The organism is Leptobacterium flavescens (assembly GCF_010671605.1).
GTDB classification, from domain to species: Bacteria; Bacteroidota; Bacteroidia; order Flavobacteriales; family Flavobacteriaceae; genus Leptobacterium; species Leptobacterium flavescens.
On record NZ_JAABOO010000001.1, the window covers coordinates 818,129 to 844,477 of the forward strand.

Below are 26,349 nucleotides of genomic sequence, written 5' to 3' on the forward strand. Positions count from 1 at the left end.
ATTGCTAGAGTTAAAGATTGTATTTAACAATCAACATTAAAATTCGCGGTTGAACAAAAAACCGGGTCGTAGTACTGAAATTTTCATTAAAACTATCCTGATTTATGTCATCTACATCAAGTAGATTAGTTCCCTGAATTTTAAATTCCCATTTACTTCCTTCTTTCTGATAATAGAGATTTGCCGAAAGAAAGGAATACTCATTCTGAATAGTATCGTCATCATTGGTATAATTGTAGTAATTCCATTCGGCATCCAGAGTAAAGGACTTTAAAAAGTTAAGCTCGAAATTCACAAAAGGACGATCGGTAAAGAACTTACTTATTACCCCGCCATTATCGTAATCATTAATGATACGGTTATAACCCACCTCAAAATTGAATCCTTTTTTGAAATTCGTTTCTATACTACTCCTGTAATTCTGAGTAAAGCTTGTCGATTCCCTGTTTTCTCCGTTAACAATATTATTCAGGTTGCTTTGAGATAAACTGGCATTGGTATTTATTTTAAACTTCCTGAAATTCTTGGAAAAGCGTCCATTCGCGCTATAGACCTCATCTACAAAATTGCTGTTAATAGGAGCAGATACCTGATTAATGGCTACGATCTCGGTATTGTTCTTAATAGCATCTACACGTCTTGTATAATTTAAGGAGCCGACAATATTGACATAACTGAACAGGTTGAAGTTAAAATAACTCAGGTTGTAGTTATGGAAAATAGCATTCTCTATATTCCTGTTCCCTCTGAAAAGGCGGTTGTAGTTGTTAAAGATCAAACCTTCTGCAAAGTTGTTGATATCCGTATAGTCTGCTGTCATCCGATAGTTAAAACGAATGGTTTCACTCTGCCCTAACTGTGCAATTGCAAAGAGGTCGGGTAAAAGCAGGATATCATTCTGATCGGTTTCCAGCCCCAGTTGATCACTCTTCGTTGTATAACTATGGAGGGTTGCTCCCGGGGTGAACGTAAATATGCCCGTTTTGAATTTATAGTGCAATCCGAAGAAAAGATCGGTAAAATAAAAAGTTACATCATTGTTCAGTTCCTCCTCGTCAAAACTCAGTTCCTGTTCGTTATCGAGTAGCTGGAAAATAGAGGAATTAAAATCCTGTTTGCTAAGTGTACTCCCGATGCTGAAGTTCAGATTGCTTTTATTATTGATCACATAGTAGTAATCGACCTTGGCGTCCAGTTTGTTACTCACCACATTTCTCTCCTGATTAATGTCGAAAGCACTCTGATTGAGATCTACCGGAAGGATCCCGACAAAAGGTTGCTGCTGTACAATGGCATTGTAAAAAGGGTCTTCATCCTGATAGAGATACTGTACCTGAGCTGCAAATATATTTTTATCGTTCAGCGTATAGTAAATATTGGCATTCTGATTAACGGATACCGGTTTATTTTCCTTGGATTCGATGATAGGGTTGATCACATCTTCAAAAACCGAAAGGGCTGTAGCAAATTCGCTCTCATCCGATATTTTGATCAGGGCGTCATAATCGAGCTGAAAATTATTATGCGGTTTGAACACCGAGCTCAGTTTGAGCATCCCGAGCTGGCTTCTCTGATCACTATCGCTGGTATTGGTTTCCGTAACATTGGTCTGTATAAAACGGCGAATGGAAGTCTCTACAAAATTGGTCTTGTTATCACTTAAAATGCTAAATCCGCTTATGTCCCATTTTGAGGAAATTTCATGACTGAAATTTGCTGCAAAGAAGCCTGTTTCAATCTCATTGGCCCGGTTATTCTGTGCCACGGCAAAACCCAAACCGCTATCGCTGATATTGAATGAGGTTCCTCCGTTACGGTTAAAATTCCTGAAGCCTCCGGTGAAATTAAAGTAATCCCGCCGGGTAAAGGGTACCTCTCCTATATTATTAAAATCGGTAATAATATTGATGCTCGTCTTCGGGCTGTAGTAAAAGAGCTTTGGATGGGCAAGGTAGCGCGTTTGTTCGCCATCACCTATCCCCGCGGTCACTTCCCCAAACCAAAACTTTTTCTTTCCTTCCTTCAATTTAATATTGATGGCAATATTGTCCTGATCGTTCCCGAGGCCTCTCAGCTGGGATATCTCGTTGTAATTCTTAAGTACTTCTACTTTGTTTACGGCATCTGCCGGGATGTTTCTGGTAGCCAGTTTGGAATCGCCGTCAAAAAAATCCTTCCCTTCCACCATAACCTTACTTACCGTCTTACCTTCTACCTCTATCTCACCATCATCGGTCACCTCCACTCCGGGTAATTTTTTAAGTACATCTCCGAGTTTCTTTTCCCTTCCGTTAGTAAATGCATCCGCAGCATACACGATGGTATCTCCTTTAACGGTAACCGGGATATCGGATACCAGTTCTACCCCCTCAAGCTCATTGGTAAGAGGTTTCAGAACAAAATCCATTGTTATATCCTCACTGTTCGCCCCAATCTTCAATTCTTTGGATTGAGGAGCAAACCCCAGAAAACTTATTTTTAAAATATAGTCTGCATTAACCGGAAGGACAAGCTGATACCTTCCTTCTTTACTGGTAATAGAATAGGTTTCTATTTTTCCTGTGGCCTTTATAGTTGCAAGTACATTGGCCAGTTCCAGCGGATTTCCAATACTGTCCTTTACCGTTCCGTTGACCTTGACATTCTGAGCATTAGTAAAAAACGAAAACAGAAATACAAGCGGAATGAATAATCCTTTTAGTTTCATGAATAAAATACTGTTACAATTAACCCCTTAAAATCTTCTTCCGTTACCTCTTCTGTTCCCACGTCCGAAACGCTCTCTCATCTCTTCAATACGTTCCTTTACGATCTCGGCATATTCTTCCCGGCTCACTTCCTTTCCTTTGGAGGGAGTTTCGATCTCCACTTTGTCTTTAGGGTTAAGAACGATCCTGGTACAGAGGATGGTAGTGCGGCCCGCGCTGACTTCCAGGATCAGGCCGGGAAGCCCCCAGTAATTCCCCGGTCCGTGACCGATCGGGATCTGAGGGGTATACCAGGCGGTGATTGTTTCCTCTTCAGGGATGTTTATTGTTATTTCATCATTATTGCTTGCAGTTGCTGTAGAATCTTTTTCATTCTGTTCTCTTTCCCGGCCATCGCGGCCAAATCTTCGGCCCCTAAAACCAAAATCTTCTATTTTACGAACGGCAGTAGCCTTAAATACAGCATAATCTCCTATCATTTTACTTTCGTTCTCCAGTTTCCATTCCAGTTTTTCAAGACCGTCCTTAATAAGGAACTTTTTTCCTGAGATCTCACTTTCCTGGGCATAGACATCTTCTGAGATATTCTTATATACATCTCCGGAGCCTCCAAGTCCCCCGCTTGCGAAAAAACCAAAGCGACCTCCCCTGCCACGACCTCCGGGGCCGGCAGTCGGAGCATCCAGTTTTTCTTCTTCTTCATACACAGATGCACTTCCGTTAAAAGAAAGGAAATACACTTTTTCCAGCTGGCTTCTCATGCGCTCTGCGATTTGCTTACGCTGTTGTTCACTAAAACGGTTCCCGCCAAAATTCGGGTCTAAAGTTGTCTTGCTCTGATAGGTAACAATTCCCTGAAAGTCTTGTGCATTCAACCAAAGACCACTCAGGAGAAAAAAGACCGGAACGGCCATTTTGTTAAAAAGAAATCTCATTAAATTGATGTTTTAGATCGGTTACATAGCCTTTAGACTACGGGAAACACAAAAGGTTTAACAGGCCCTTCTTTTTAACAAAAAAAAGCACCCCGACAGGTGCTTTTCAAATGATTAAAATATATGAGATCTTCGACTACAAATCGTATTTGATCCCAAATACCACGTATCTGGGCTGGACAAAATACTGATTTGTACTGATGAGAAAATCCGAAAAAGAATCACGGTTAATGGAAACCGTATTTAAAAGATTGGTTCCCGAAACCTTAAACTCCCATTTACTTCCTTCCTTCTGATAGAAAAGAGAAGCATTCAGGAAATCATAGGAATTATTAGTGTCGTTATTCCTGTTTATATAATCGGTGTAGACATAATCTGCAGTAAACAGAAAGTGCTTCAGGAAACCAACTTCCACATTTGCAAAAGGCGCATTGGTAATGAACCTGGAATCTGTCTGGCTCCCTTCATAGTTATTGATGGTTTTGTCAAATCCGATCTCAAAATTAGGGGCATCCCTGAAATTGGTCTCAAATGAAAGCCTGTAATTCTGTGTAAAACTCGTATTTGTATTTGCCAATCCGTTTATAGTGTTGTTAATACTGCTATACGACAGGTTTCCGGTGAGTTTTGTTTTAAACCATACAAAACGTTTTTCAAAAGAAGCATTTGCAGATAGCACATCGTTCACATCGCCGGAATTAATAGGAGAAAGTACCTGATTGATCCCGTTAAAGACCACCGTATTATTGATCCCGTCTATAGTTTTGGTATAGGTCAGGGTCCCGAAAATATTAGTGAAATTAAAGGAGTTAAAATTGGTGTATCTCAATACAAATCTGTGAAATAACTGATTTTCCAGGTTCCTGTTCCCATCGAATAAAGTATTGTAACTGGAAATAACCGTTCCCAAAACAATATTATTAACATCGGTAAACTCTGCATTAACAGAATAGTTAAGGGTCAGGGACTCTGATTTCCTGATCGAGTACCTAGCAAATAAGCTAGGAGTGACCAGGGTTTTGGACAGTTTATTTTCATTCCCCTGCTGTGTATCCGTAGTATTATAGAAATGGACATTTGCTCCGGGGCTCACAACAAATGATCCGAATTTAACTTTATAGCGCAGTCCGAAGTATATATCGGAGAAATTGTAATCCGCATCGTTAAGAAATCCACCTCCAAGTTCATTCTCATCTCCCGTGCCCGATTCTCTTTGACGAATATTGGATACCAGTTTCTGATTGCTTAGGCTGCTCCCCGCAATAAAATTGATGTGATTCTTTTTGTTCAATACATAGTAGTAATTAAAGGACGCATCAAATTTATTGGTAAGGATCTCCTTGTTTTGCAAGAGGTTATAGACGTTATCATCTATTAAAGGTAGTCCTCCGTTAAAAGGCACTTCTGAGGTGATCAGGTTATAAAACGGATCCTGTTCCTTGTACAGATGCTGAGCCTGGAACGAGAATACGTTTTTGGCATCCTTTGCATAAAAAGCATCAAAACTCTGATTGATGGAGAACGGCTGTTGCTCACTATTTGATTGTATACTGTTCTGCACTCCTGCAAAATCGGAGAGCCTGTTATTGGCTTGTGCTATTTCCGACTTTTTCAGGAAAGCATTATAACTGATATCTAGCTTTTTGCTTGGCGTATATTTTCCGGTGAACTTAAACAAACCCGATTTGTTTTCCTGGTTGATGTTGGATTCCAGGACCTCCAGGTTGTTGTCGTCTTCATTACGAAGGTAAGTCCTTAAAGTTGAGGACCGGAGATCGGTATCTATATCAGATCCGATCAGGAAGCCTGAAAACTGCCATTTCTTATTTGGGTTCAGGTTAAAATTCAGGGCTCCGAAATTGGAGATGATCTCTTCTGCCCTGTTGTCCTGAAGCAGGGAAAGGCCTATATCGTCTGAGGATACCCGGAACGAAGAGCCCGATCTTCCCGCCAGGTTGCTAAAACCACCGCTAAACCTAAAGTAATCCTGTAATGTAAAAGCCTGTTCCCCAATATTATTAGCATCTGCAATAAGGTTGAGGCTCTTCTTAGGACTGTAATAGAAAACATTGGCATGACCGAAATAACGCTCGTCATGACCTATACTTGCAGCCAGGTCTCCGAAAACAATATTCTTTTTCCCGTCCTTTAATTTAATATTAAGTGCCAGAGATTCCTCGTTATTAAGTCCGCGTGTCGGTTCAACTTCATTAAAATCCTGCAGGACCTCTACTTTATCGACTGCATCGGCGGGAATGTTTTTGGTAGCCAGTTTAGTATCGCCATCGAAAAACTTCTTTCCTTCTACCAATACTTTGTCTACCTTTTTACCCTGTACTTTTACATCGCCGTTCTTATCCACTTCAAATCCCGGGAGTTTCTCCAGAACATTCTTTAATTTTTTCTCTTTCCCGTTGGTAAAGGCATCTGCCTTATACACGATAGTATCTCCTCTGACCGATATGGGCAATTCCTGTACAACTTCTACCTCATCCAGGGCATTTACATCCTTAAAAAGGACGATTTCCTTAAAAATTTTCTCCCTGCTATCTCCTATGACCAGGTCTTCTTCTTTGGTCTTGTATCCGAGGTAGCTTACTTTGAGCTTATAGGTTTTATTATTGGGCAGGGAAAGGGCAAAACGGCCGCTTTCGTCCGTAATGGCATAGGACTGAATACTCTGGTCTTCCGGATTCAGAGCCAGGACATTGGCCAGTTCCAGGGGAGCGTTCAGGGAATCCTTCACTACACCTTCTACTCTAACATTCTGAGCGTTGATCTTAGAGCAAAGGATACCCAGCCCCAGGAAAAGGGTAATATAAAACTGTTTCATTTTTTGAATTGATTTTTTAAGCGTTTCTCTTTAAATAAGCCTTTTTAATTCCAGGCTTATTTCTTCGATCTTTCCGTTTTTTCTTTTGATTTTTAGCAGCACAGTTGTATTTGCAGCATTGTTTAAAATGTCCCGATAAGTCCGGAGTGTCCCGGAAGTGTTATTTATAGAAATGACCTCATCTCCCGGCAGTATTCCCGCTTCATCCGCTTCCGAGCCCGGATTGATCCCGTCCACAACAACAGCATCATTTTTCCGAACAAGCGAGAATCCGCTTCTGGGAAATGAGAAATCATCCTTATAAAAACGATTAGGTTTCAGGTACATTTTTTTATGCTTGTAATCGATGACCATATTAAATCTTCGGAGCACAACACTTCCCAGGATCCCCATAACTCCTTTTTGGCCCGTAACCCCTGTTTTGGATGAAGCGATATCGATAGGCATTTCCCCGAATTCAAATCCGTTAAACTCCATTTTCCGGATAGCGGCCCTGGAAAAGGAGGTCGAAGAATTTAAAGTTTGTGCCCTGTTACTGATATAATTCCCAACTTCTTCCAAAATATTATTTTCTTCCGCGAAAGGTGTATTCATCAAAAAGCTCAGTCGCGCTCCGGTATCTACATACACCTTTCCGGAAAAACTTTTTCCGTTCTTAAGGCCCAAGGAAATATCCAGCATCGGGATGGGAACTCCGTTAAATTCAAAATCTATCTCCTTATAACTTTCCAGGTCTCTAACCTGTTTAACATCATCATACAGGGTAATGGTCTTTGCTTCATAATCTATCTGTGTATAGTACTTAAGAAGCAGATCATTTCCGATGATGCCGTGAATATCTACCGGGGAACGGCGGGATAGTGCCCGAAGATCCGTAAGGATAAGATTGACATTTTCTAAACTTGTACTTCCAATTTCAAGGGATTGAGACAGGGCAACTTCATAGGATGCTGAACCGGAAGCTCCCGTTGCCTGCGTTGATGTGTTTCCTTTAACATTTAATCTCTTTGCAGTAGTTGCATCGAACACAGTGGAAGAAGCCCCGGTATCAAATACGAAATTCAACTCTTCTTTCTGTTCGTTCACCTTAACCTTTATGTAGATCGTTCCCTGGTTCTCCTCAAAAGGAATGACCTCCGTCTGAGCCCGGATCAGAAAATGAAAAAGGCTTAAAATTATTATAGAAATTACCCTGACCATAAATTATCCCCCTATTTTAATTTGAATGCTTTGTCCGTTTCCTTTCTTTCTTCCTCCTCCGTAGATCTTAGACATTTCCTCTGCCTTTTTTCTCATTACTTCGTTGAACTCTTCCTGAGTTACTTTTTTCCCTTTTTTGGGTTCAATGATCTCGATCTTTTCCTTAGGGTTCATCACAATTTTGTTGCAGATCATGACAGAGTTTCCGTCATTTATCTCCAGGATAAGTCCCGGTAACCCCCAATGCCTCTCCGGGCCGTGAGATACAGGTATCTGCGGCGTGTACCAGGCGGTAGTTACTATCGTTTCCTTTACGGTCTTTTCTTCTTCCTCTGCATCGTTGAAATTAAGCTGCCTGCGCTCTACCTCTCTTTCGAAGGTTGCCTTATAACAAGTGTAATTACCTATCTGCTTGGTCTCATTTTCCAGTTTCCACTCCACTTTCTGAAGGGAATCCTTGATCAGGAATTGCTTGCTGAAAGATTCTCTCTGATTGGTATAGGTTTTTGCCCTGGTATCTTTGTACAGAACATCATTTCCGCTTCCACCTGCTCCGAAAGCTACAATTCTGACTCCACCGCCGGCAGAACTACTGGCATCGCCGAGACTTTCCACTTCCTTGTAAGTAGATGCGGTTTTATTAAAATTAAGTACATATTCCTTCTCAAACTGTCTTTTGAGTATAGCATTGAGCTGCTCCTGTTGTATACTGGTAGCCGATGTGCTGTCCAGTTTAATTTCAACCTTTCTCTTGGTCTTGTAATAAGCCGTACCCTGCAATTCCTGAGCATTCAGATTCAGCCCTGTTATCAGAAATGCAATTGTCAAGATTTTAAAAGTGCTATTCATTTTATTTGGTATTAAGTTTATTGTACATTCTTTTTATTTTCCTCTGCTGGTTTTTAGCTCTCTTTACCAGTTTATCCAGATCTTTTGTTTTTCCCTTGACCGAAAATTGAATATTCCCGTCATATTTGGCTTTATCGTCTTTTTTAAAGTTCAATATGGTTATCAGTTGTATTTCATCTTCTTCTTTATTTCCATCAAAAACACTTATCACATCATCCCAATCGATATTTTCCAGATCTTCCATAGAGGTGGCTTCAATTTTTAATGATCTTACGGTATTGGAACCGGTTGTTTTAGCCGATTGCAGTGTGTTTTCAGTAGTAAAGCTATTCTGCGCCGGAAGGGCAGCAGATAAAAAAAGAGATGTTAGAAGTATAAAGTATTTCATTTTACAATAGAGTTTAAGTGATTTTCTTTTACAAAAGTGGGTTAGTTTTTTACGTCTTTCGGTTAACGAGTGTTAACGTGTGTTAAGCGGTTCTTTATAAACTATTTATTGTTATTACATTTGACATGTGAAAAACAGGAACCGTTATTTGATTATCAATTTTATCATAGTCACCATTGTGGCTACTATTGCTATTCAGGTATACTGGAACATTAAAAATTATGAGATCAATAAACAACAATTGATCAATGAGGTGCAAACTGCTCTGGATAATGGAGTGGAAATATATTATGCAGATCTGGCCAAGACAGATATAATTGCTTTTGTAGATACGGAAAGAGATAATGATTCCACCTATACTGTCGACCGGGCAAAAAGGTTTATTGGCCGGGTAATAAAAAGCCCTGAGTTTTTCAGTTTAGATTCTATCAGTGTCGGAACCAAAGCCGATACTATTTTTGTTGATCCGGGAGACACCCTCCAGTTTACACAGCGGTTTGATCTGAACGATTCAAATCATGTACATGCCAGCGAAATAAGTCCTCAACGTATTACCGGACTTTCCGTATTCAGGGGACAGCAAAGAGTAGACAGTATTAATCGCAGTACCATAAGATCTCTGGCTAACAAGATCATTATTTCCGTTACCCGCGATTCGATTGCCTTTAACGCACTGACCAAAGCGATCAATTCTGAACTAAAGAGGAAGGATATCGATCTGAATTACGCCCTGGGACATTATAAAAGAGATTCTACTATTATCGATTCCTTTAACAATGTGAACGATGCTAAATTTAAACTCTACGCTTTTTCAAAATCCACTTATCTACCCAGGGGAGAACAACTGAAAATAGCCTTTTCCAACTTAAGTCTGATCGCCTTGAAGCGTGGGTTGACCGGCATTCTTCTGTCTTTTCTCCTGTCGGCAAGTATAATTGCATGCATGCTTTATTTACTGAGGGTGATCAACCGGCAGAAACAACTGGCAGAGATCAAGAACGATCTTATCAGCAATATTACCCACGAGTTCAAAACACCTATCACTACGGTCAGTACCGCCCTGGAGGGAATTGAGAATTTTAACAGTGAGAATGATAAGGAGAAAACGAAAAAATACCTCAGCATTTCCAATCAGCAGCTGAAAAAGCTGCACCTTATGGTAGAAAAACTCCTGGAAACAGCTACACTGGACAGTGATAAATTATTGCTTAACAAAGAACCTCTGGATATTGTAGATATGTTGCAGAGCCTGACTGATAAACATCGGATGATCTCTCCGGAGAAATACTTATCTTTTAAATCCAATATAGAAACACATATTATTCAGGCCGATCATTTTCACCTGGAAAATGCAGTTTCCAACCTGATTGATAACGCAGTTAAGTACGGAGGAGAAAGTATAGATATTAACCTGAATTCAGTACTGGATTCTGTTGAGATCACCATTGCAGACAACGGAGAAGGGATCGATAAAAACCATCGAGAAAAGATCTTCGATAAATTTTACAGGATCCCTACGGGCAACAGGCATGATGTAAAAGGTTTTGGTATTGGTCTGTACTACACCAGAAAGATCGTCGAAAAACACGGAGGGGCTATTCAGCTGGTTCCCGACACCAAATACACCATCTTTAAAATACGTTTGTACAATGGGGCAAAACACTAAAATTCTCCTTGCGGAAGATGAAATAGCATTGGGGCAGATCGTAAAGGAAAGCCTGGAGACCAGGGATTTTGAGGTCTTGTTCTGTCGGAACGGAGAAGAGGCTTACGAAACTTTCCTGAAAGAAAAGCCCGAGCTTCTGGTGCTGGATGTAATGATGCCTAAGAAAGATGGGTTTACCCTTGCCCAGGAGGTACGTAAGATAGACCCTAAGACCCCCATTATTTTCCTGACCGCAAAATCACAGACCAAAGACGTGGTAGACGGTTTTAATCACGGGGGGAACGATTATCTTAAAAAGCCTTTCAGCATGGAAGAGCTTATCGTTAGGATAAACGCTCTTCTGGGGCGTATTAAATTGTCTTCGGATGTAGAGAATATTAAGATAGGGAAATACACTTTTAACTATCCCAAACAATCATTACTGGCGGAAGGAGATACGCAATTACTCACACATCGCGAGGCACAGCTACTGTTTCATTTAAGCGAAAAGCGAAATGAGATCCTGGATCGTTCCGTTATACTGAAGGAACTCTGGGGAGATGATGACTTTTTCAGCGCCAGGAGTATGGATGTCTTTATTACCAAACTACGCAAGAAACTAAATAAAGATGAGAATATCCAGATAATAAATGTGAGGGGTTACGGTTATAAACTGATCTGCTGATCCTGATTTGTTTTCTGTTTTAATTTTATCACCGAAAAACTACTGTACAACGATTTTTTTTCAGTGCACTTCATATTTATAAAGAAGATCTTCTTCTAAAAGAGGAGAACTTGTATATTTACAATTGCTAAAAAACCACTTCAACAACAATCAAAGAAAAGTAAAAAATGCACGTAGCAATTGCTGGAAATATCGGCGCCGGAAAAACTACATTGACCAAATTATTATCAAAACACTTTAAATGGGAAGCTCATTATGAGGATGTTGTAGACAATCCTTACCTCGATGACTTTTATACCCAGATGGAAAGATGGAGTTTTAACTTGCAGATTTACTTTTTAAACAGCCGTTTCAGGCAGGTATTACAGATAAGACAAAGTGGAAAAAAAATAATTCAGGACAGGACTATTTATGAAGATGCTCATATTTTTGCGCCTAACCTCCACTCTATGGGTCTTATGACCAATAGGGATTTCAGTAACTATACTTCCCTTTTCGAATTGATGGAAAGCCTGGTTCAGGCTCCGGATCTGCTGATATATCTGAGGAGTTCTATTCCGAATCTGGTAAATCAGATCCACAAAAGAGGGCGGGAATATGAGAATTCTATCTCTATAGATTATCTAAGCAGGCTGAATGAACGCTATGAGGCCTGGATCCAGAATTACGATAAGGGAAAACTTCTTATCGTTGATGTAGATCATCTTAATTTTGTGGACAGTCCCGAAGATCTGGGAAGTGTCATCAACAGGATTGATGCCGAGCTACACGGACTTTTTTAAAAACTCCCGTATTCACAAACTGTAAGGTATTCTCTGAATTCTACCGGAGTTATTCCGTGATCATTATAAAATTAAGCAGATACATCATTATAAATCGATGGAAGCGGAGTATTGCTTCATCATTATGATCATTCAACGGTATTTTCCTTCTCTCCGCTTGCTTCAGGTTCAAGAACAGCGGTCTGGCCGGATAACAATTTCCATCCGTCCTTTCTTTTTATCAGCATTCCGGATTCTATAAGAGAAACAGGGAACACCTCATCATCCGTGCTTATCATTTCTCCGCCAACGATCCCGGTAAAACTAGCCAGCACTGAGGAAAGAGGATATATTTCAAGCTTTTCCCAATGAAAATTCACTGAACTGTAAGAAGGAGCATTAGATCTGAGGATGGTGGCCACAGAATCATATGACAATGCCGAGCGATATGCCGGAGGTACCCAGTAAAAATCTTCCGAATCATCCAGGTAATCAAACTCTGCTGTCAGCCCACCTTTGGAAATTGCTTTGTGATAATCATCAAACATGGAATGTATTTCGGCTTTTATCCTTTCTTTTTCCTCTGTACTCAGTTCTTTCTCCAGACATCCAACACAGATCAGGATCAAAAAGAACATCAAATAACATAATCTTTTCATAGGATGATATTTATTGGTTTATCGTATATCCACTAAGGTTTTATTCCTTTTCCAGCTTTTGGTAGACGGCATGCCCGAAGGGAACGTATTTTTCGTCCCTAAAGACATAGTCCTTTACCTCTACCTTGTTATCCGAAACTATACTGTATTCGGTCTTGCCCTTTTCGGTACTGCCATCATCCCCCCAATAGATAAGCATTTTATCTGCCTGCCTGTTTCCTTTTAAAGGGAGCATGACCCCTCTGGAGTCCAGCCAGTATCCCTTTACTTCTTCTTTCAGCGTATAAAAAGCTTTCGCCTTCATTTCCCGAACAGTTCCTTCTCCGGTTTTAAATTTATTCTTGAAATCGAGGGTCATAAACTTCCCTTCCAGTTCTGTTTTCCAGTTCATATAAAAGCTGGCTTCCGTTCCGAATAAATTCCCTTCTCCCTTCCATTCTCCTTTGATCTTCTCAAAAAAACCGGAGGTCTCCTGCCCTGACATACACAGAGGCAGTAAAAAGAGGATTAACAAAAATCTATATACTTGTTTCATTTTTTAATTGGTCTTTTTATTAACACCTTATAAGTTAATAAAATTAGCTGTATTACGGATAAACAAATTACGCATTTGATAAACATAAAGTATTGTAAGAAACCGAAAAGGAAAATTAGTAGGGGTGCAGAATATATAATCCTTGTTTTTAACAGCTATATCAAGGGATACCTCAGGAATCCTTAATAATTAATTAAACTTTTGATTACACAGAGTTATAACAAATTTTTCAATTTTGCGAGACATTTCATAATCCCTATTAGTTTTTGTCGACTAGATTTTGAAATGCAAGGGCTACCCTTCCGGGGTAGCCTTATTTATTTGGTTGTAAATGTAATAAGATTGGAATGACTTAAAAATAATATTTACGAAACCTTTTCTTAACATTACAATTAGTTCTTTGCAGCGACAAAAACTAATAACGATTATGAGTATCAAAAAAACAATTGCTGTTGTCGCGATTTTTGTTTCCTGTTTTAGCTATGGACAGGAAATTACTAACACAAAATTTGGAAAAGGAATCTTAAATCTGGTAGCAAAAGACAGTTCATGGAGTCTTAAGTTTGCTGCGAGAGCTCAGGTTTTATCTACTACTGAGTGGGATATTAATGACGGGGATTTTGGTTCAGCCGAAAACAATTTTTCAATAAGAAGAGCCCGTTTAAAATTCGGCGGTTTTGCCTTCTCTCCAAAACTAACCTATAAAATAGAATTAGGCCTTTCTAACAGAGATGTTTCCGGAGCTTCGGAATTTAACAGAAATACTCCGAGGATCATACTGGATGCTGTTGTAAAATGGAATTTCTATGAGAATTTCACATTATGGGCCGGGCAAACCAAATTGCCGGGAAACAGAGAAAGGGTAATTTCTTCCGGGAATCTGCAATTTGTAGATCGTTCCCTTCTTAACAGCAGGTTCAACATAGACCGGGACCTCGGAATTCAATTAAGGCATCATTTTAATATTACAGATAATATAATAGTAAGAGAAGCAATTGCTATTTCTCAGGGAGAAGGAAGAAATGTAACCGAAGGAAACCTGGGAGGGCATCAATATACGGCAAGAGTAGAGCTTCTGCCATTTGGTGAGTTTACCAAGGGAGGAGATTATTCTTCCAGCAGTGACCTGGACAGAGAGCCTAAACCTAAACTGGCTCTCGGAGCAGTTTATGATTTTAACGATAATGCCGTAAGAAGCAGAAGTAACCTGGGAGGTATTTTATTGGATTTCGGGAACGGAGAGTTCTTCGAAACAGATATTAAAACCTTCTTTTTAGATGCCATATTCAAATACAGAGGTTTCTCTTTTTCGGGAGAATATGCTCACAGAGATGCTTCGGAGCCTATAGTTGTTGATCTTAACGGAGATCCTACGGGCGATTTTGTAGAAGTAGGAGATGCTTTAAGTCTTCAGTCAGGTTATCTGTTTAAAAACAACTGGGAGATCGCCGGAAGATATACTTTCATAGATTATGACCAGGATATTACAGGAAGAGAATTACAAGAACAATATACGCTTGGTGTATCCAAGTATATAGTTGGACATAAGTTAAAAGTACAGTCAGACATCAGTTACACTACTGTCGCAGGCGACGGAAGCGGACTGATGTATCGTTTACAATTTGATATTCATTTCTAATCATAGAATTAACAAATAACAATACCGTAACATTTGACTGGGATTAGATTATAATATTTGCACACTTAAAATAAATACAAAATGGATAATATTTACCTTTTAATGATCGTTGCCCTGGCGGTTCTTGCAATAGCAGACCTTGTTGTAGGAGTGAGTAATGATGCGGTGAATTTCTTGAATTCTGCAATTGGTTCTAAAGCTATTTCATTTAGAACAATAATGATTGTTGCCAGTATTGGTATTGCTGTGGGAGCTATTTTCTCCAGCGGACTGATGGAGGTAGCAAGGAAGGGGATCTTTAATCCCGGAGAGTTTTATTTTGATGAGATCATGATCATTTTTATGGCGGTGATGATCACGGATATTCTCTTACTGGATTTCTTTAATACCGTTGGGATGCCTACATCTACCACAGTTTCCATTGTTTTCGAATTATTGGGAGCTGCTGTATGTGTTGCCCTGTTGAAGATCGGTACGGATCCGACGGAAGACTTTTCTTCCTTAATTAAATACATCAACACAGAAAAGGCTATCCAGATCATTTCAGGGATATTGTTATCTGTAGGTGTAGCGTTCTCTGTCGGAGCGATTGTACAATACATTTCCCGTTTGCTATTGTCATTTAATTTTGAGAAAAAAGCAAAATGGGTAGGTGCAGTATTTGGTGGCCTTGCACTAACGGCCATCGTATACTTCATTTTCATGAAAGGTATCAAGGGAACCAACTATGCTAAATCTATTGTAGATACACTTTACAGTGGTTCTGCTGAAGGTTTACTGGATTGGGCCAATACATATTTTAATGCAGCTTACGAATCTGTAAAAGAACTCGCTGCTGCTAAAAAAGATTTGTTTAAGATAACAGAAGACGGAGCTACAGCTCAGGTACATTTAACCTTAAGAGGACTTCTTGAGACTTACGTTTTACCTATCGTGGCAGTAAGTTTTGTTTTCTGGTCCTTATTATCTTATGTTCTTATCAAATTCTTTAAGACAAATATCTACAAGATCATCATTATTGTAGGAACCTTTGCTTTGGCACTGGCTTTTGCAGGGAATGACCTTGTAAACTTTATCGGGGTACCGATCGCAGCATGGCAGTCTTTTGAGGCCTGGTCTGCTTCCGGAGTTCCGGCTACAGAATTTGCGATGGATGTCCTTGGAAAGAAAGTAGAAACTCCTACGGCTCTATTATTAGTTGCAGGACTGGTTATGGTACTTACCCTATGGTTCTCCAGTAAAGCTAAAAATGTAGTTAAAACAGAGATCGATCTTTCAAATCAGGATTCGACCAAAGAGCGTTTTAAGCCTAACTTTATCTCCAGAGGTCTTGTTAGAGGGGTTATTCTGATGTCCAAAGGGATCTCATTTATATTACCTAAGTCAGCTCAGGCGAGAATTGAAAAGCAATTCGAGAAGCCTGTGATCAATCTGCCTAAGGATAAAAAATACGAATTACCGGCTTTCGATATGGTAAGGGCTGCGGTTAACCTGATGGTTGCCGGGGTACTGATCTCTATCGCAACTTCATATAAATTACCATTATCCACTACTTATGTAACTTTTATGGTGGCTATGGGTACCTCTTTGGCTGACAGAGCCTGGGGAAGTGAAAGTGCCGTATATCGAGTAGCAGGTGTACTAAATGTGATTGGAGGATGGTTCCTTACAGCTCTTATAGCATTTGTAGGTGCTGCTACGGTTGCCGCTCTGATACACATCAAAACGGATCTGATGACAGGAATCCTGTTGTTACTTGCTGTACTATTATTGGTTAGAAACTACATTAACCACAATAAGAAGCAAAAACAAATAAAAGCGGAAGACAGTCTTAGACAAACCGAAAGCGATAATATTCAGGGAGTAATCGAGGAAAGTGCCGATAATATTTCCAGCGTTGTAAACCGAAGCAACAAGATCTATTCGAACACTATCAACGGTCTGGCAAAGCAAGACCTGGTAAGGCTTAAAAAGAGTAGAAAAGGGATTATCAAACTCAACGAAGAGATCGATGAATTAAGAGATAATATCTTCTACTTCATCAAAAACCTTGATGAGACCAGCGTTGGTGTGAGTAAGTTCTATATCCTTATCCTCGGATATCTTCAGGATATGACCCAATCTCTTGAATATATAGCCAAGGTGAGTCACAAACACGTTAACAATAACCACAAAGCACTTCGATTCAATCAGATCAAAGAACTTAAGGAAATTGAAAATCAGCTGAGTACTTTGTTTAATAAGATAAAAACTTCTTTCGACTCGAGAAATTTCGATGAAATAAGTAATTTACTGGAAGAGAAGCAGGATCTGCTGGCTCAGGTAGAACAGAAAATAGGGAAACAGATCGAACGTACACGTACGGTAGAATCCAGCCCTAAGAATACTACACTGTATTTCAGCCTTCTTCTGGAAAGTAAAGATCTTATAGAAGCTACCATGAAACTACTTGAAGAGTACGATCTGGAAAGCAAAAAAGAGAATTAAAAACCGAACCCGGTTTCCATATAAAGCCGTATGAAAGATTTCATACGGCTTTTTTTATATCCATACTTAATACAGCTGGTATTAATTCCCCATTTCACGAAACAGTTTCCCTTGCTGCTAATATTTAGCTCCAGAATAATCATTCAGAACTATCCCGGGCAAAACATTGCTCATTCTTATACCAGGAAATAGCACATCTTAAACAAGCACGGTAAATACCTCTTTCCATACTCTATACGGAGGCGTTTTATGAAAGATATCCGGATCAGTGGAGGATGGAGTTGTTTAAAAAATTACAGAGCCGTTAAGACCCTGTTTCAGTTGTCTTAAACCTGATCTCCGCTTGTAAAAACAAAAAGCCACGCATAAAGCGTGGCTTTTTTATAAGGATAAGTAAAAGCTTCTTAATTCTCCTGAAACTTTACTTTTTTGATCACTTTTTTCACTTCTTTTCCTTCAGCAGCTTTGTCGGCTTCTTTTTCGATTGCTTCCAATTCTGCTTTTATTTCGGCTTCCGTTCCTTCAAGAACTTTCTCTTCGGTAACTTCTTCACCGTTTATGATAGTTGTTGTAGTAATTACAGCTTTTGCAAGGTCTTTGTCATTGGAAAGCTTTACTTCTACCTTAACATCTTCCTTATGAGCAACACCGCTTTCAACATGACCTCCTAAAAGAGGAGCAATCACTAATCCGACAAGACAGGTAAGTTTAATAAGGATATTCATAGAAGGCCCTGAAGTATCTTTAAACGGATCTCCAACAGTATCTCCGGTAACCGCAGCTTTATGTGCATCAGAACCTTTATAGGTCATTTCTCCGTTGATCTCTACTCCTGCTTCAAAAGATTTTTTAGCATTATCCCATGCTCCACCGGCATTATTCTGGAAAATAGCCCACATAACCCCTGAAACACATACTCCGGCCATATAACCACCAAGAGGTTCAGCACCAAATAACAATCCGATAAGAACCGGAGTGATAATGGTGATAAGACCTGGTAATATCATTTCTTTTAAAGCCGCTTTGGTAGAAATATCAACACACTTTGCATATTCCGGTGTTCCGGTACCTTCCATAATTCCTGGAATATCCCTGAATTGCCTTCTTACTTCCTGTACCATTTCCATTGCCGCCTTACCAACAGATTTCATTGCAAGGGCAGAGAATACTACAGGTATCATCCCACCTACAAACAGCATGGCAAGAACATCGGCTTTAAAGATGTTGATCCCGTCAATTCCGGTAAAGGTTACATATGCAGCAAATAAAGCCAGTGCAGTTAATGCTGCAGAAGCAATTGCAAAACCTTTTCCAACTGCTGCAGTGGTATTACCAACAGAATCAAGAATATCTGTACGCTCACGTACTTCTTCAGGAAGTTCACTCATTTCGGCAACTCCTCCCGCGTTATCCGCGATAGGTCCGAAAGCATCGATAGCCAACTGCATTGCTGTTGTTGCCATCATTGCCGAAGCCGCCAGAGCAACTCCGTAAAAACCTGCAAGGGCATAAGATCCGAAGATCGCCGCTGCAAAGAGGATCACAGACAGGAAAGTAGATTTCATTCCCACTGCAAGTCCTGCAATAATATTGGTTGCAGCTCCAGTTGAGCTGTTCTGTACGATATCAAGTACGGGTTTCTTTCCAAGACTGGTGTAATAAGCAGTTACCACAGAAATTAAAGCTCCTACCGTAAGTCCTATTACCGCAGACCAGAAAACATTCATAGAAGAAACTTCTCTAAGTCCTTCCCCGAAGAAATTCATTTCCATGGTAGCAGGAAGCATCCACTGGATCAGGAAGTAACTCGCTATTAAAGTAAGTCCTATTGAAACCCAGTTTCCAAGATCTAACGCCTTTTGAACCTGTGCTTCTTTAGCTTCATTACTGTTTATCTTAACAAGGAAAGTTCCGATGATAGAAGCAAGTACTCCAACTCCCGCTATCACAACAGGAAGAAGAATAGGCCCCATATTACTGAATGCATCCGTGAACTGTCCGTTAGAAGACATATCCCTGATCACATAATTTCCAAGTACCATTGCAGCCAGTACGGTTGCAACATAACTTCCGAAGAGGTCAGCTCCCATTCCGGCAACATCACCTACGTTATCTCCAACATTATCTGCTATGGTAGCAGGGTTACGGGGATCATCTTCAGGAATTCCCGCTTCCACCTTACCAACAAGGTCAGCTCCAACATCGGCAGCTTTTGTATAAATACCTCCACCCACACGGGCAAATAAGGCAATAGATTCTGCACCTAGAGAGAATCCGGCCAATGCTTCCAGTACTACGGTCATTTCATTGTAGAAAGAAGCCTCACCGGTAACAAACATCTTAACGAAGATCATGAAAAGCAAGCTCAAACCTAAAACAGCCAGACCGGCAACACCCAATCCCATTACCGTTCCTCCTCCAAAAGATACTTTTAACGCCTGCGGTAAGCTGGTTTTTGCAGCTTCAGCAGTACGGGCATTCGCCTCGGTAGCAATACGCATTCCTATATTTCCCGCCAAAGCAGAAAAGATAGCACCAAGAATAAAGGCTCCGATAATTATAATATGCGTTGTGGGTACGATAAAAGAAATAGCCCCTAAAGCTATAGAAGCAATAACAACGAATATGGCCAAAAGCCTGTATTCTGCGGCTAGAAACGCCAGAGCCCCTTCTTTTATACTCTTTGAGATTGATTGCATTTTTTCACTCCCCGGAGCTTGTTTTTTTACCCATCCCATTTTGATGACCATAAAAACAAGTCCTAATATTGCCAGTACCACCGGCACGAAAATCATATTCGATTCCATATGTAGTAGATTTGTAATTTGCGGTCGTAAAAGTAATAAAATCAGGGAGAAATAAAAAAGGGAATATTCATTAGCGAATATTCCCTTTTCCTATATTATTTTCAAGCTTTATCCGATACTGAACAAACCTTCTTTTTTATCCTGCAGATCTGCAAAACGATCTACACACTTCTCGATAATTTCTCTTGCTACTTCAAGGCTTCCCCATCCTTCTACATCTACCTTTTTATGTTCAAGGTCTTTGTACACCTGGAAGAAATGCTCTATTTCCTGTTTCAGGTGAGGGTTAAGATCGGAAAGATCGTTGATCTTATTCCACATCGGGTCGCTTACAGGAACGCAGATGATCTTCTCATCCGGACCTTTCTCATCCGCCATATGGAATACCCCGATCGGTTTAACTTCCATCACACAACCCGGGAATGTCGGTTCCGTAACCAGGACCAAAACATCGAGCGGATCTCCATCCAATGCCAGTGTTTCCGGAATAAAACCGTAATCGGCAGGATAATGCATGGAAGAAAAGATCATACGGTCATATCGTATTTTCTTTAATTCGAAATCGTATTCGTATTTGTTTCTGCTTCCTTTCGGAATCTCTATAAGGACGTCAAATGACTTTAATTTAGCTGCACTCATAATTCATATACATTTAAAAGGGGCGCAAAAGTAAGGAAGAAGTCAGTAAACGACAACAATTACCAGGTTAAGTTTAAGTAAAATTAAAAGAAAAAACCGAAAGCTCCGGTTACACTGAATCTTCTGGCATCCGGAAGGTCCAGATAATTCCCCCTGAAATTAAAATCGATCCTGAAAACTTTAAAGATATTACCGATCCCGAAGGAATACTCCCAGTATATCTGATCTGAAGGTGCTCTTAAAGTTATATTCGTCGGTGAGCTCAGTAAGCGGTTTTGCTCCGACAGATCTCCCCAAACACCTCGTACTCCTACCAGTTCTCTCAGGTTAAGCTTTCTGAGGAAAGGGATCCTCGAAAACAATCGCCCGCCAAAATTCTGCTCCAGATGGACCGAAACATAGGTATCTGTAACGAACTCGTAAAAGTCCAGGTTAGGAAAGGTATTGAATATAGAGAATAAGGTTTGATTTCCGGGTACCGGACTCAACAGGGCCAGCGGTACTTCACCAAATGTCTTTCCTGCTTCTACAGTAGTCAGGAAGCGTCCCAAACCACCAATTTGAGTAGGTTTACGGTAGAACAACTGTACCTTTTTAAAATCGAAGTCACTCTCCAGGAATCCATCTATTCCCAGGCTGTAATTAATAAAAAAGCGGGAATAATCATCATTTACATCATTTCGTTCCACTCCGTAACCCAATGTTTTTCTTTTAGGAGTGATCTCCAGAGAGAAATTAAGGGCAAATTGTTTTACCTGTGATGAGATCCCTGTCGGCGATTCGGGATCAATATAGTCCAGGCTGAACTCTTCAGGAAAAGCAGATCGCAGGGTTCTGTATGAAGCTCCTGTTTTAAAGATCACATTCCTTAGAGGTTCAAATTCCAGAGCGGCCGTGGTCAGGTTAATATTCGTAAGGGTATTGTTTGCCCCGGCCGTAAATAACGCCGAAGAAGCAAAACTCCTTCCGAGTACATCATTTGTAGCGGTAAGGCTCACTCCTATTTGCTCTACATCCCTTCGGTTTCCTGCAGAGAGGATGATCCTGTTCTTACGGTCGAGGAGCCATTTTCCGGAGATCCCGTATTTGAATTTTTTGTCCTTAAAACCATAAGCAGTATATCCTTCCAGTCGCCAGAGGTCATTCTGTCCGCGATACGTTCTTCCTCCCGCACGTATTCGGAGTCCTTCTACTTCGTTGGTACCGAAAGTAGAGAAAACAGGTCCGAAATCGAGGTTCAGTTTATCGATCTCGTAATAGCCGGTAGCCAGAACGGATCCTATACTGTAAAGGCGCTTGAATTTAGGCACCGTAAGGAGGGTATCTACCAGTTTATAGATACCTTCTTCGTCCTTATTGAGTTTTTCCAGGCGGTTTTTAGCCCAGAAATCATCGCCCCTGTTATAAATACGTTCGTCATAAGGGTCTACTTCCTTCTCATAAAAACTCCCGGGTCTTTCTTCATCAAACTGATAATTATCGTATACGGTGGTACGTTTTCCGTAGATTCCCCTGGATTTCTCCTTTTTGTTCAGACTGAAATCACTCAGCATATAATCGCGCTTCAGGAGGAACACGGAATCGTTCAACACATCAAACTCCTGCTCTATATAAATTTCCTTTACCCAGTTGATATTGGCACTTTTGGTAACGGCCATATTGATCTCCTTAATGGCAAAAGTGGTATCGTTTACCCAAAAATCACCCTTAAAAGTAAGTTCGTTCTTTCTTCTGGGGTAATAGATAATATTGTAACACCATTTGTTATCTATAAAAGCCGTATCCGCAAGTACATAGTTGTACACATCTATCCCTCCTCTGGACAGGGGGCTCACAAAGCTTTTATCGAAAAATTTCAGGTAATTATTGTAAATATCGTAATCGGCATAGAGGTCCTGAACAAAGGCAATAATACTCTGATTACTACTAAAACCGGAGTTCTTGTTCCCTATAAGTTCTTCCTTCAGCCTTTTGGATTTATTATCTCCATACACCTTGGAAAAGGCCTCATTGATAAATATGGGCAAGTAAGTCTTCCCCGTTACACTGGAGGTATCCAGTTCTTCAAAAACAAATTCCAGTCCCTTAAATAATTTACTGTTCATTAAGGCACTGTCTATAGTATTGAGATCGAATTCTATTTTCTCGTACTTATCGTATTCGTACTGTTTAAATTTATTGATCCCGTTTTCCCGTTTTTTTGCCCAGATCTTTCTCAGGATATCTATGGCCGGATTGTTCTTTTTGGATTGCCTCCCCGAATAGATCACCACCTCATCAAGCTGTTCCCCTTCCTGGAGAACGATCCTGAGGTCATAATTCACTTTTTCCTTTAATTCTATCTCTCTGGTGGCATAGCCGACAAAAGAAACGATTATTGTGGAATAAGTTTTTTCCGATTCTATATAAAAACGGCCATTATCATTGGTGATGGTTCCTTCTGTTGAGTTCTTAAAGAGAATATTGGCAAATGGTACTGGTTTACCGTCTTCATCTACAACTATACCCCCTACTTTAGTTTGGGACCAGGCTGAAACACAACAAAATACAAAAAAGAGTACCCCTAAAACCTTTTTCATGTCATAAAAATAAAAAACTTCACTAATTAATTAGTGAAGTTTATATAACGCTTTAATTATGATTTTATTTGTATAAAACTTTTTTTACCGCTTTGATCACATCTTCGTGGTTAGGTAACCACTCGGCCAGTAATACCGGTGAATACGGCGCAGGTGTATCTGCGGTATTGATCTTAACTATCGGAGCATCAAGGTAATCGAATGCCTGCGATTGCACCTGATAAGTGATCTCTGTAGCAACATTTCCAAACGGCCAGGCTTCTTCAAGAATTACCAGTCTGTTTGTTTTCTTTACCGAATTGAGGATAGCATCGTGATCCATAGGACGAACGGTCCTTAAATCGATGATCTCACAGCTTATTCCTTCTTTTTCCAGCTCATCTGCAGCTGTATAAGCTTCTTTAATGATCTTACCGAAAGATACGATGGTAACATCTGTACCTTCTCTCTTTATATCGGCTACACCGATCGGGATGGAATATTCTCCTTCCGGCACTTCTCCCTTATCTCCGTACATCTGCTCCGATTCCATAAAAATTACCGGATCATCATCTCTGATGGCAGATTTAAGCAATCCTTTGGCATCATACGGATTGGAAGGTACTACCACTTTCAGACCCGGACAGTTGGCATACCAGTTCTCGAATGCCTGAGAGTGCGTTGCCGCTAACTGACCTGCGGAAGCGGAAGGTCCCCTGAAAACAATAGGGATATTGATCTGTCCTCCACTCATCTGGCGCATCTTAGCCGCGTTGTTTATGATCTGATCAATCCCCACAAGGGCAAAATTAAAAGTCATAAATTCTATGATAGGGCGGTTACCATTCATTGCAGATCCCACTCCTATCCCGGCAAAACCCAGCTCGGAGATCGGGGTATCTATAACTCTCTTGGCACCGAACTCATCCAACATACCTTTAGAAGCTTTATAAGCACCGTTGTATTCTGCTACTTCTTCCCCCATTAAATAAATGGATTCATCACGGCGCATTTCTTCACTCATAGCCTCTGCTACAGCTTCTCTGAATTGTATTGTTCTCATGTACGTATGATTATTATAATATCAAAAACTAGTTCTTTTTAGATCGAAAAGCAAATGTAATAATAAATAGAAAACTTTATTCATCGAAATTTAATAAAATATACTATGCATGCATAGTATATTTTGTAAATTATCAGTATCTTCGTCGACATATTTTTTAAAAACATAATAAAATCTCATAGATATGAAAATATTAGTGTGTATTAGTCATGTTCCTGATACAACATCTAAGATCAATTTTACGGAAGGAGACACAAAATTTGACACAAACGGTGTGCAATTTGTGATTAATCCGAATGACGAATTTGGTCTGACCAGAGCCATGTGGTTCAAGGAAAAGCAGGGGGCGAATGTAACCGTGGTTAACGTAGGAGGACCGGAAACGGAGCCTACTTTAAGAAAGGCCCTTGCCATTGGTGCTGATGAAGCGATTAGAGTAAATGCCGAGGCTACCGATGGAGCTTTTGTTGCAAAGCAATTAGCCAAAGTTGCACAAGACGGAGGATACGACCTGATCATTGCAGGGAGAGAATCTATCGATTATAACGGGGGAATGGTTCCCGGAATGTTAGCTACCCTTACCGATGCAAATTTTGTTAATACCTGTATCGGACTTGAAGTAGAAGGAAATGAAGCTACTGCAGTAAGAGAAATTGACGGAGGTAAAGAAACTATTCAAACCTCACTTCCTCTTGTGATCGGGGGACAGAAAGGACTTGTAGAAGAAAGCGATCTGAGGATCCCGAATATGAGAGGTATTATGATGGCCAGAAAGAAACAATTGACCATTGTGGAGCCTGCGGATGCTTCTAATGAGACCAAAGCCGTTAAATTTGAGAAACCTGCTCCTAAAGGTGCTGTTAAACTGGTTTCTCCCGATAATCTGGATGAGCTTGTAAGCCTGCTTCACAACGAGGCTAAAGTCATTTAATCTAAGCTCAGGAAATAACAATATTAAAAAAGTAAAGACATGTCTGTTCTAGTATATACGGAATCTGAAAACGGAAGATTCAAAAAAACTGCCTTCGAAGTTGCTTCTTATGCCAGAGAGCTGGCAAATCAGCTGGGAACTTCAGTTACAGCAGTAAGTATCAATGCCGAAAACACAGCCGAACTGGCTTCGTACGGTGTAGATAAAGTATTGGCCGTTAAGAATGACCAGTTAAATGAATTTAATGCCAAGGCCTATGCAAACGCTTTAAAACAAGCTGCTCAGCAGGAAAATGCCGGAGCTGTTGTTTTAAGTTCAAGTGCCGACAGCAAATATATAGCACCTATACTCTCTGTATACCTGAATGCAGGTTACGCTTCCAATGTGGTAGCACTTCCGGAGAGCACTGCTCCTTTCCAGGTAAAGAGAACTGCTTTTACCAATAAGGCTTTTAATGTTACGGAGATCACTACCGATATTAAGCTGATCGGACTTTCCAAAAACTCTTTCGGATTAAGAGAAAACAGTGCTTCAGCAACAGAAGAAGCTTTCACACCTCAGCTGGATGCCGGTTCTTCTACCAAGGTAAGTGCCGTAGATAAAGCTTCAGGAAAAGTGACGATTGCAGATGCAGAGATCGTTGTTTCCGGAGGAAGAGGTTTAAAAGGCCCTGAGAACTGGGGAATGATCGAAGATCTGGCAGAAACCCTTGGAGCAGCCACTGCCTGTTCAAAGCCGGTTTCCGACCTGGGATGGAGACCTCATAGCGAACACGTTGGACAAACCGGAAAGCCTGTAGCATCTAACCTTTATATTGCGGTAGGTATTTCAGGAGCTATTCAGCATTTAGCAGGGATCAACGCTTCAAAAGTAAAAGTTGTTATTAACAGCGATCCGGAAGCTCCATTCTTTAAAGCAGCCGATTACGGTGTAGTTGGAGACGCATTTGAAGTCGTGCCGAAGTTGATAGAAAAATTAAAGGAATTTAAAGCACAAAACGCATAATTTTTGTTAAATTGTGCCCGGT

The 26,349-nt window shown here is 40.3% G+C and carries 19 protein-coding genes; 7 read left to right on the top strand and 12 right to left on the bottom strand.

The genetic code is table 11. From position 1 onward, the window contains the following. Positions 1-10 precede the first annotated feature (10 nt). The 6 genes from GWK08_RS03720 to GWK08_RS03745 all read right to left on the bottom strand — a co-directional run bounded on the left by GWK08_RS03720 (position 11) and on the right by GWK08_RS03745 (position 8,913). Positions 11-2,707 (bottom strand): TonB-dependent receptor, encoded by a 2,697-nt coding sequence (locus tag GWK08_RS03720; RefSeq protein WP_163605553.1) that lies wholly within the window; start codon positions 2,705-2,707, stop codon positions 11-13. A gap of 27 nt (positions 2,708-2,734) precedes the next feature. Further along, positions 2,735-3,643, bottom strand: coding sequence for a GLPGLI family protein (locus GWK08_RS03725; protein ID WP_163605554.1), 909 nt, complete (start codon positions 3,641-3,643; stop codon positions 2,735-2,737). A 136-nt stretch (positions 3,644-3,779) separates the two neighbouring features. Beyond that, on the bottom strand, positions 3,780-6,476 hold the full coding sequence (locus GWK08_RS03730; protein WP_163605555.1) for a carboxypeptidase regulatory-like domain-containing protein: 2,697 nt from the start codon (positions 6,474-6,476) through the stop codon (positions 3,780-3,782). 30 nt (positions 6,477-6,506) lie between these two features. After that, on the bottom strand, positions 6,507-7,676 hold the full coding sequence (locus GWK08_RS03735; protein ID WP_163605556.1) for an aspartyl protease family protein: 1,170 nt from the start codon (positions 7,674-7,676) through the stop codon (positions 6,507-6,509). Between the two features lie 3 nt (positions 7,677-7,679). Continuing rightward, the gene (locus tag GWK08_RS03740; RefSeq protein ID WP_239524850.1) at positions 7,680-8,504 is read right to left on the bottom strand and encodes a GLPGLI family protein; all 825 of its coding nucleotides are present in this window, start codon (positions 8,502-8,504) and stop codon (positions 7,680-7,682) included. 22 nt (positions 8,505-8,526) lie between these two features. Beyond that, positions 8,527-8,913 carry a hypothetical protein gene (locus GWK08_RS03745; protein WP_163605558.1) on the bottom strand — a complete coding sequence of 129 codons (387 nt, stop codon included), beginning with the start codon at positions 8,911-8,913 and terminating at the stop codon, positions 8,527-8,529. Between the two features lie 127 nt (positions 8,914-9,040). Between GWK08_RS03745 and GWK08_RS19360 the strand changes: the two genes are divergently transcribed. The 3 genes from GWK08_RS19360 to GWK08_RS03760 all read left to right on the top strand — a co-directional run bounded on the left by GWK08_RS19360 (position 9,041) and on the right by GWK08_RS03760 (position 12,025). Next, positions 9,041-10,579, top strand: a complete 1,539-nt coding sequence (locus GWK08_RS19360; RefSeq protein ID WP_163605559.1) for a sensor histidine kinase — start codon at positions 9,041-9,043, stop codon at positions 10,577-10,579. Continuing rightward, entirely contained in the window at positions 10,563-11,243 is a 681-nt protein-coding gene (locus GWK08_RS03755; RefSeq protein WP_163605560.1) for a response regulator transcription factor, read from the top strand. Before GWK08_RS19360 ends, GWK08_RS03755 begins: the two co-directional genes overlap by 17 nt. Before the next feature lie 167 nt (positions 11,244-11,410). After that, positions 11,411-12,025, top strand: a complete 615-nt coding sequence (locus GWK08_RS03760; protein ID WP_163605561.1) for a deoxynucleoside kinase — start codon at positions 11,411-11,413, stop codon at positions 12,023-12,025. Between the two features lie 128 nt (positions 12,026-12,153). On the opposite strand, the gene GWK08_RS03765 is transcribed toward GWK08_RS03760, so the two are convergent. Next, positions 12,154-12,663: a nuclear transport factor 2 family protein gene (locus GWK08_RS03765; protein ID WP_163605562.1), complete on the bottom strand. Its 510-nt coding sequence runs from the start codon at positions 12,661-12,663 to the stop codon at positions 12,154-12,156. Between the two features lie 40 nt (positions 12,664-12,703). Further along, a complete protein-coding gene (locus GWK08_RS03770; RefSeq protein WP_163605563.1) occupies positions 12,704-13,198 on the bottom strand; it encodes a hypothetical protein in 495 nt (164 codons plus the stop codon). Between the two features lie 427 nt (positions 13,199-13,625). On the opposite strand from GWK08_RS03770, the gene GWK08_RS03775 reads away from it, so the two are divergent. Together GWK08_RS03775 and GWK08_RS03780 are read left to right on the top strand one after the other, a co-directional pair. Next, positions 13,626-14,837 (top strand): porin, encoded by a 1,212-nt coding sequence (locus tag GWK08_RS03775; protein ID WP_163605564.1) that lies wholly within the window; start codon positions 13,626-13,628, stop codon positions 14,835-14,837. An 81-nt stretch (positions 14,838-14,918) separates the two neighbouring features. After that, positions 14,919-17,324 carry an inorganic phosphate transporter gene (locus tag GWK08_RS03780; RefSeq protein WP_163605565.1) on the top strand — a complete coding sequence of 802 codons (2,406 nt, stop codon included), beginning with the start codon at positions 14,919-14,921 and terminating at the stop codon, positions 17,322-17,324. Between the two features lie 404 nt (positions 17,325-17,728). On the opposite strand, the gene GWK08_RS03785 is transcribed toward GWK08_RS03780, so the two are convergent. The 4 genes from GWK08_RS03785 to GWK08_RS03800 form a co-directional block, all read right to left on the bottom strand. Next, on the bottom strand, positions 17,729-20,131 hold the full coding sequence (locus GWK08_RS03785) for a sodium-translocating pyrophosphatase (protein ID WP_163605566.1): 2,403 nt from the start codon (positions 20,129-20,131) through the stop codon (positions 17,729-17,731). Positions 20,132-20,239: 108 nt separating this feature from the next. Next, positions 20,240-20,770: an inorganic diphosphatase gene (locus tag GWK08_RS03790; protein ID WP_163605567.1), complete on the bottom strand. Its 531-nt coding sequence runs from the start codon at positions 20,768-20,770 to the stop codon at positions 20,240-20,242. Between the two features lie 83 nt (positions 20,771-20,853). Then, on the bottom strand, positions 20,854-23,349 hold the full coding sequence (locus GWK08_RS03795) for a DUF5686 family protein (RefSeq protein WP_163605568.1): 2,496 nt from the start codon (positions 23,347-23,349) through the stop codon (positions 20,854-20,856). A gap of 64 nt (positions 23,350-23,413) precedes the next feature. Further along, entirely contained in the window at positions 23,414-24,391 is a 978-nt protein-coding gene (locus GWK08_RS03800; protein ID WP_163605569.1) for a pyruvate dehydrogenase complex E1 component subunit beta, read from the bottom strand. 184 nt (positions 24,392-24,575) lie between these two features. On the opposite strand from GWK08_RS03800, the gene GWK08_RS03805 reads away from it, so the two are divergent. Continuing rightward, positions 24,576-25,322 carry an electron transfer flavoprotein subunit beta/FixA family protein gene (locus GWK08_RS03805; RefSeq protein WP_163605570.1) on the top strand — a complete coding sequence of 249 codons (747 nt, stop codon included), beginning with the start codon at positions 24,576-24,578 and terminating at the stop codon, positions 25,320-25,322. A 39-nt stretch (positions 25,323-25,361) separates the two neighbouring features. Next, positions 25,362-26,327 carry an electron transfer flavoprotein subunit alpha/FixB family protein gene (locus GWK08_RS03810; protein ID WP_163605571.1) on the top strand — a complete coding sequence of 322 codons (966 nt, stop codon included), beginning with the start codon at positions 25,362-25,364 and terminating at the stop codon, positions 26,325-26,327. Positions 26,328-26,349 lie beyond the last annotated feature (22 nt).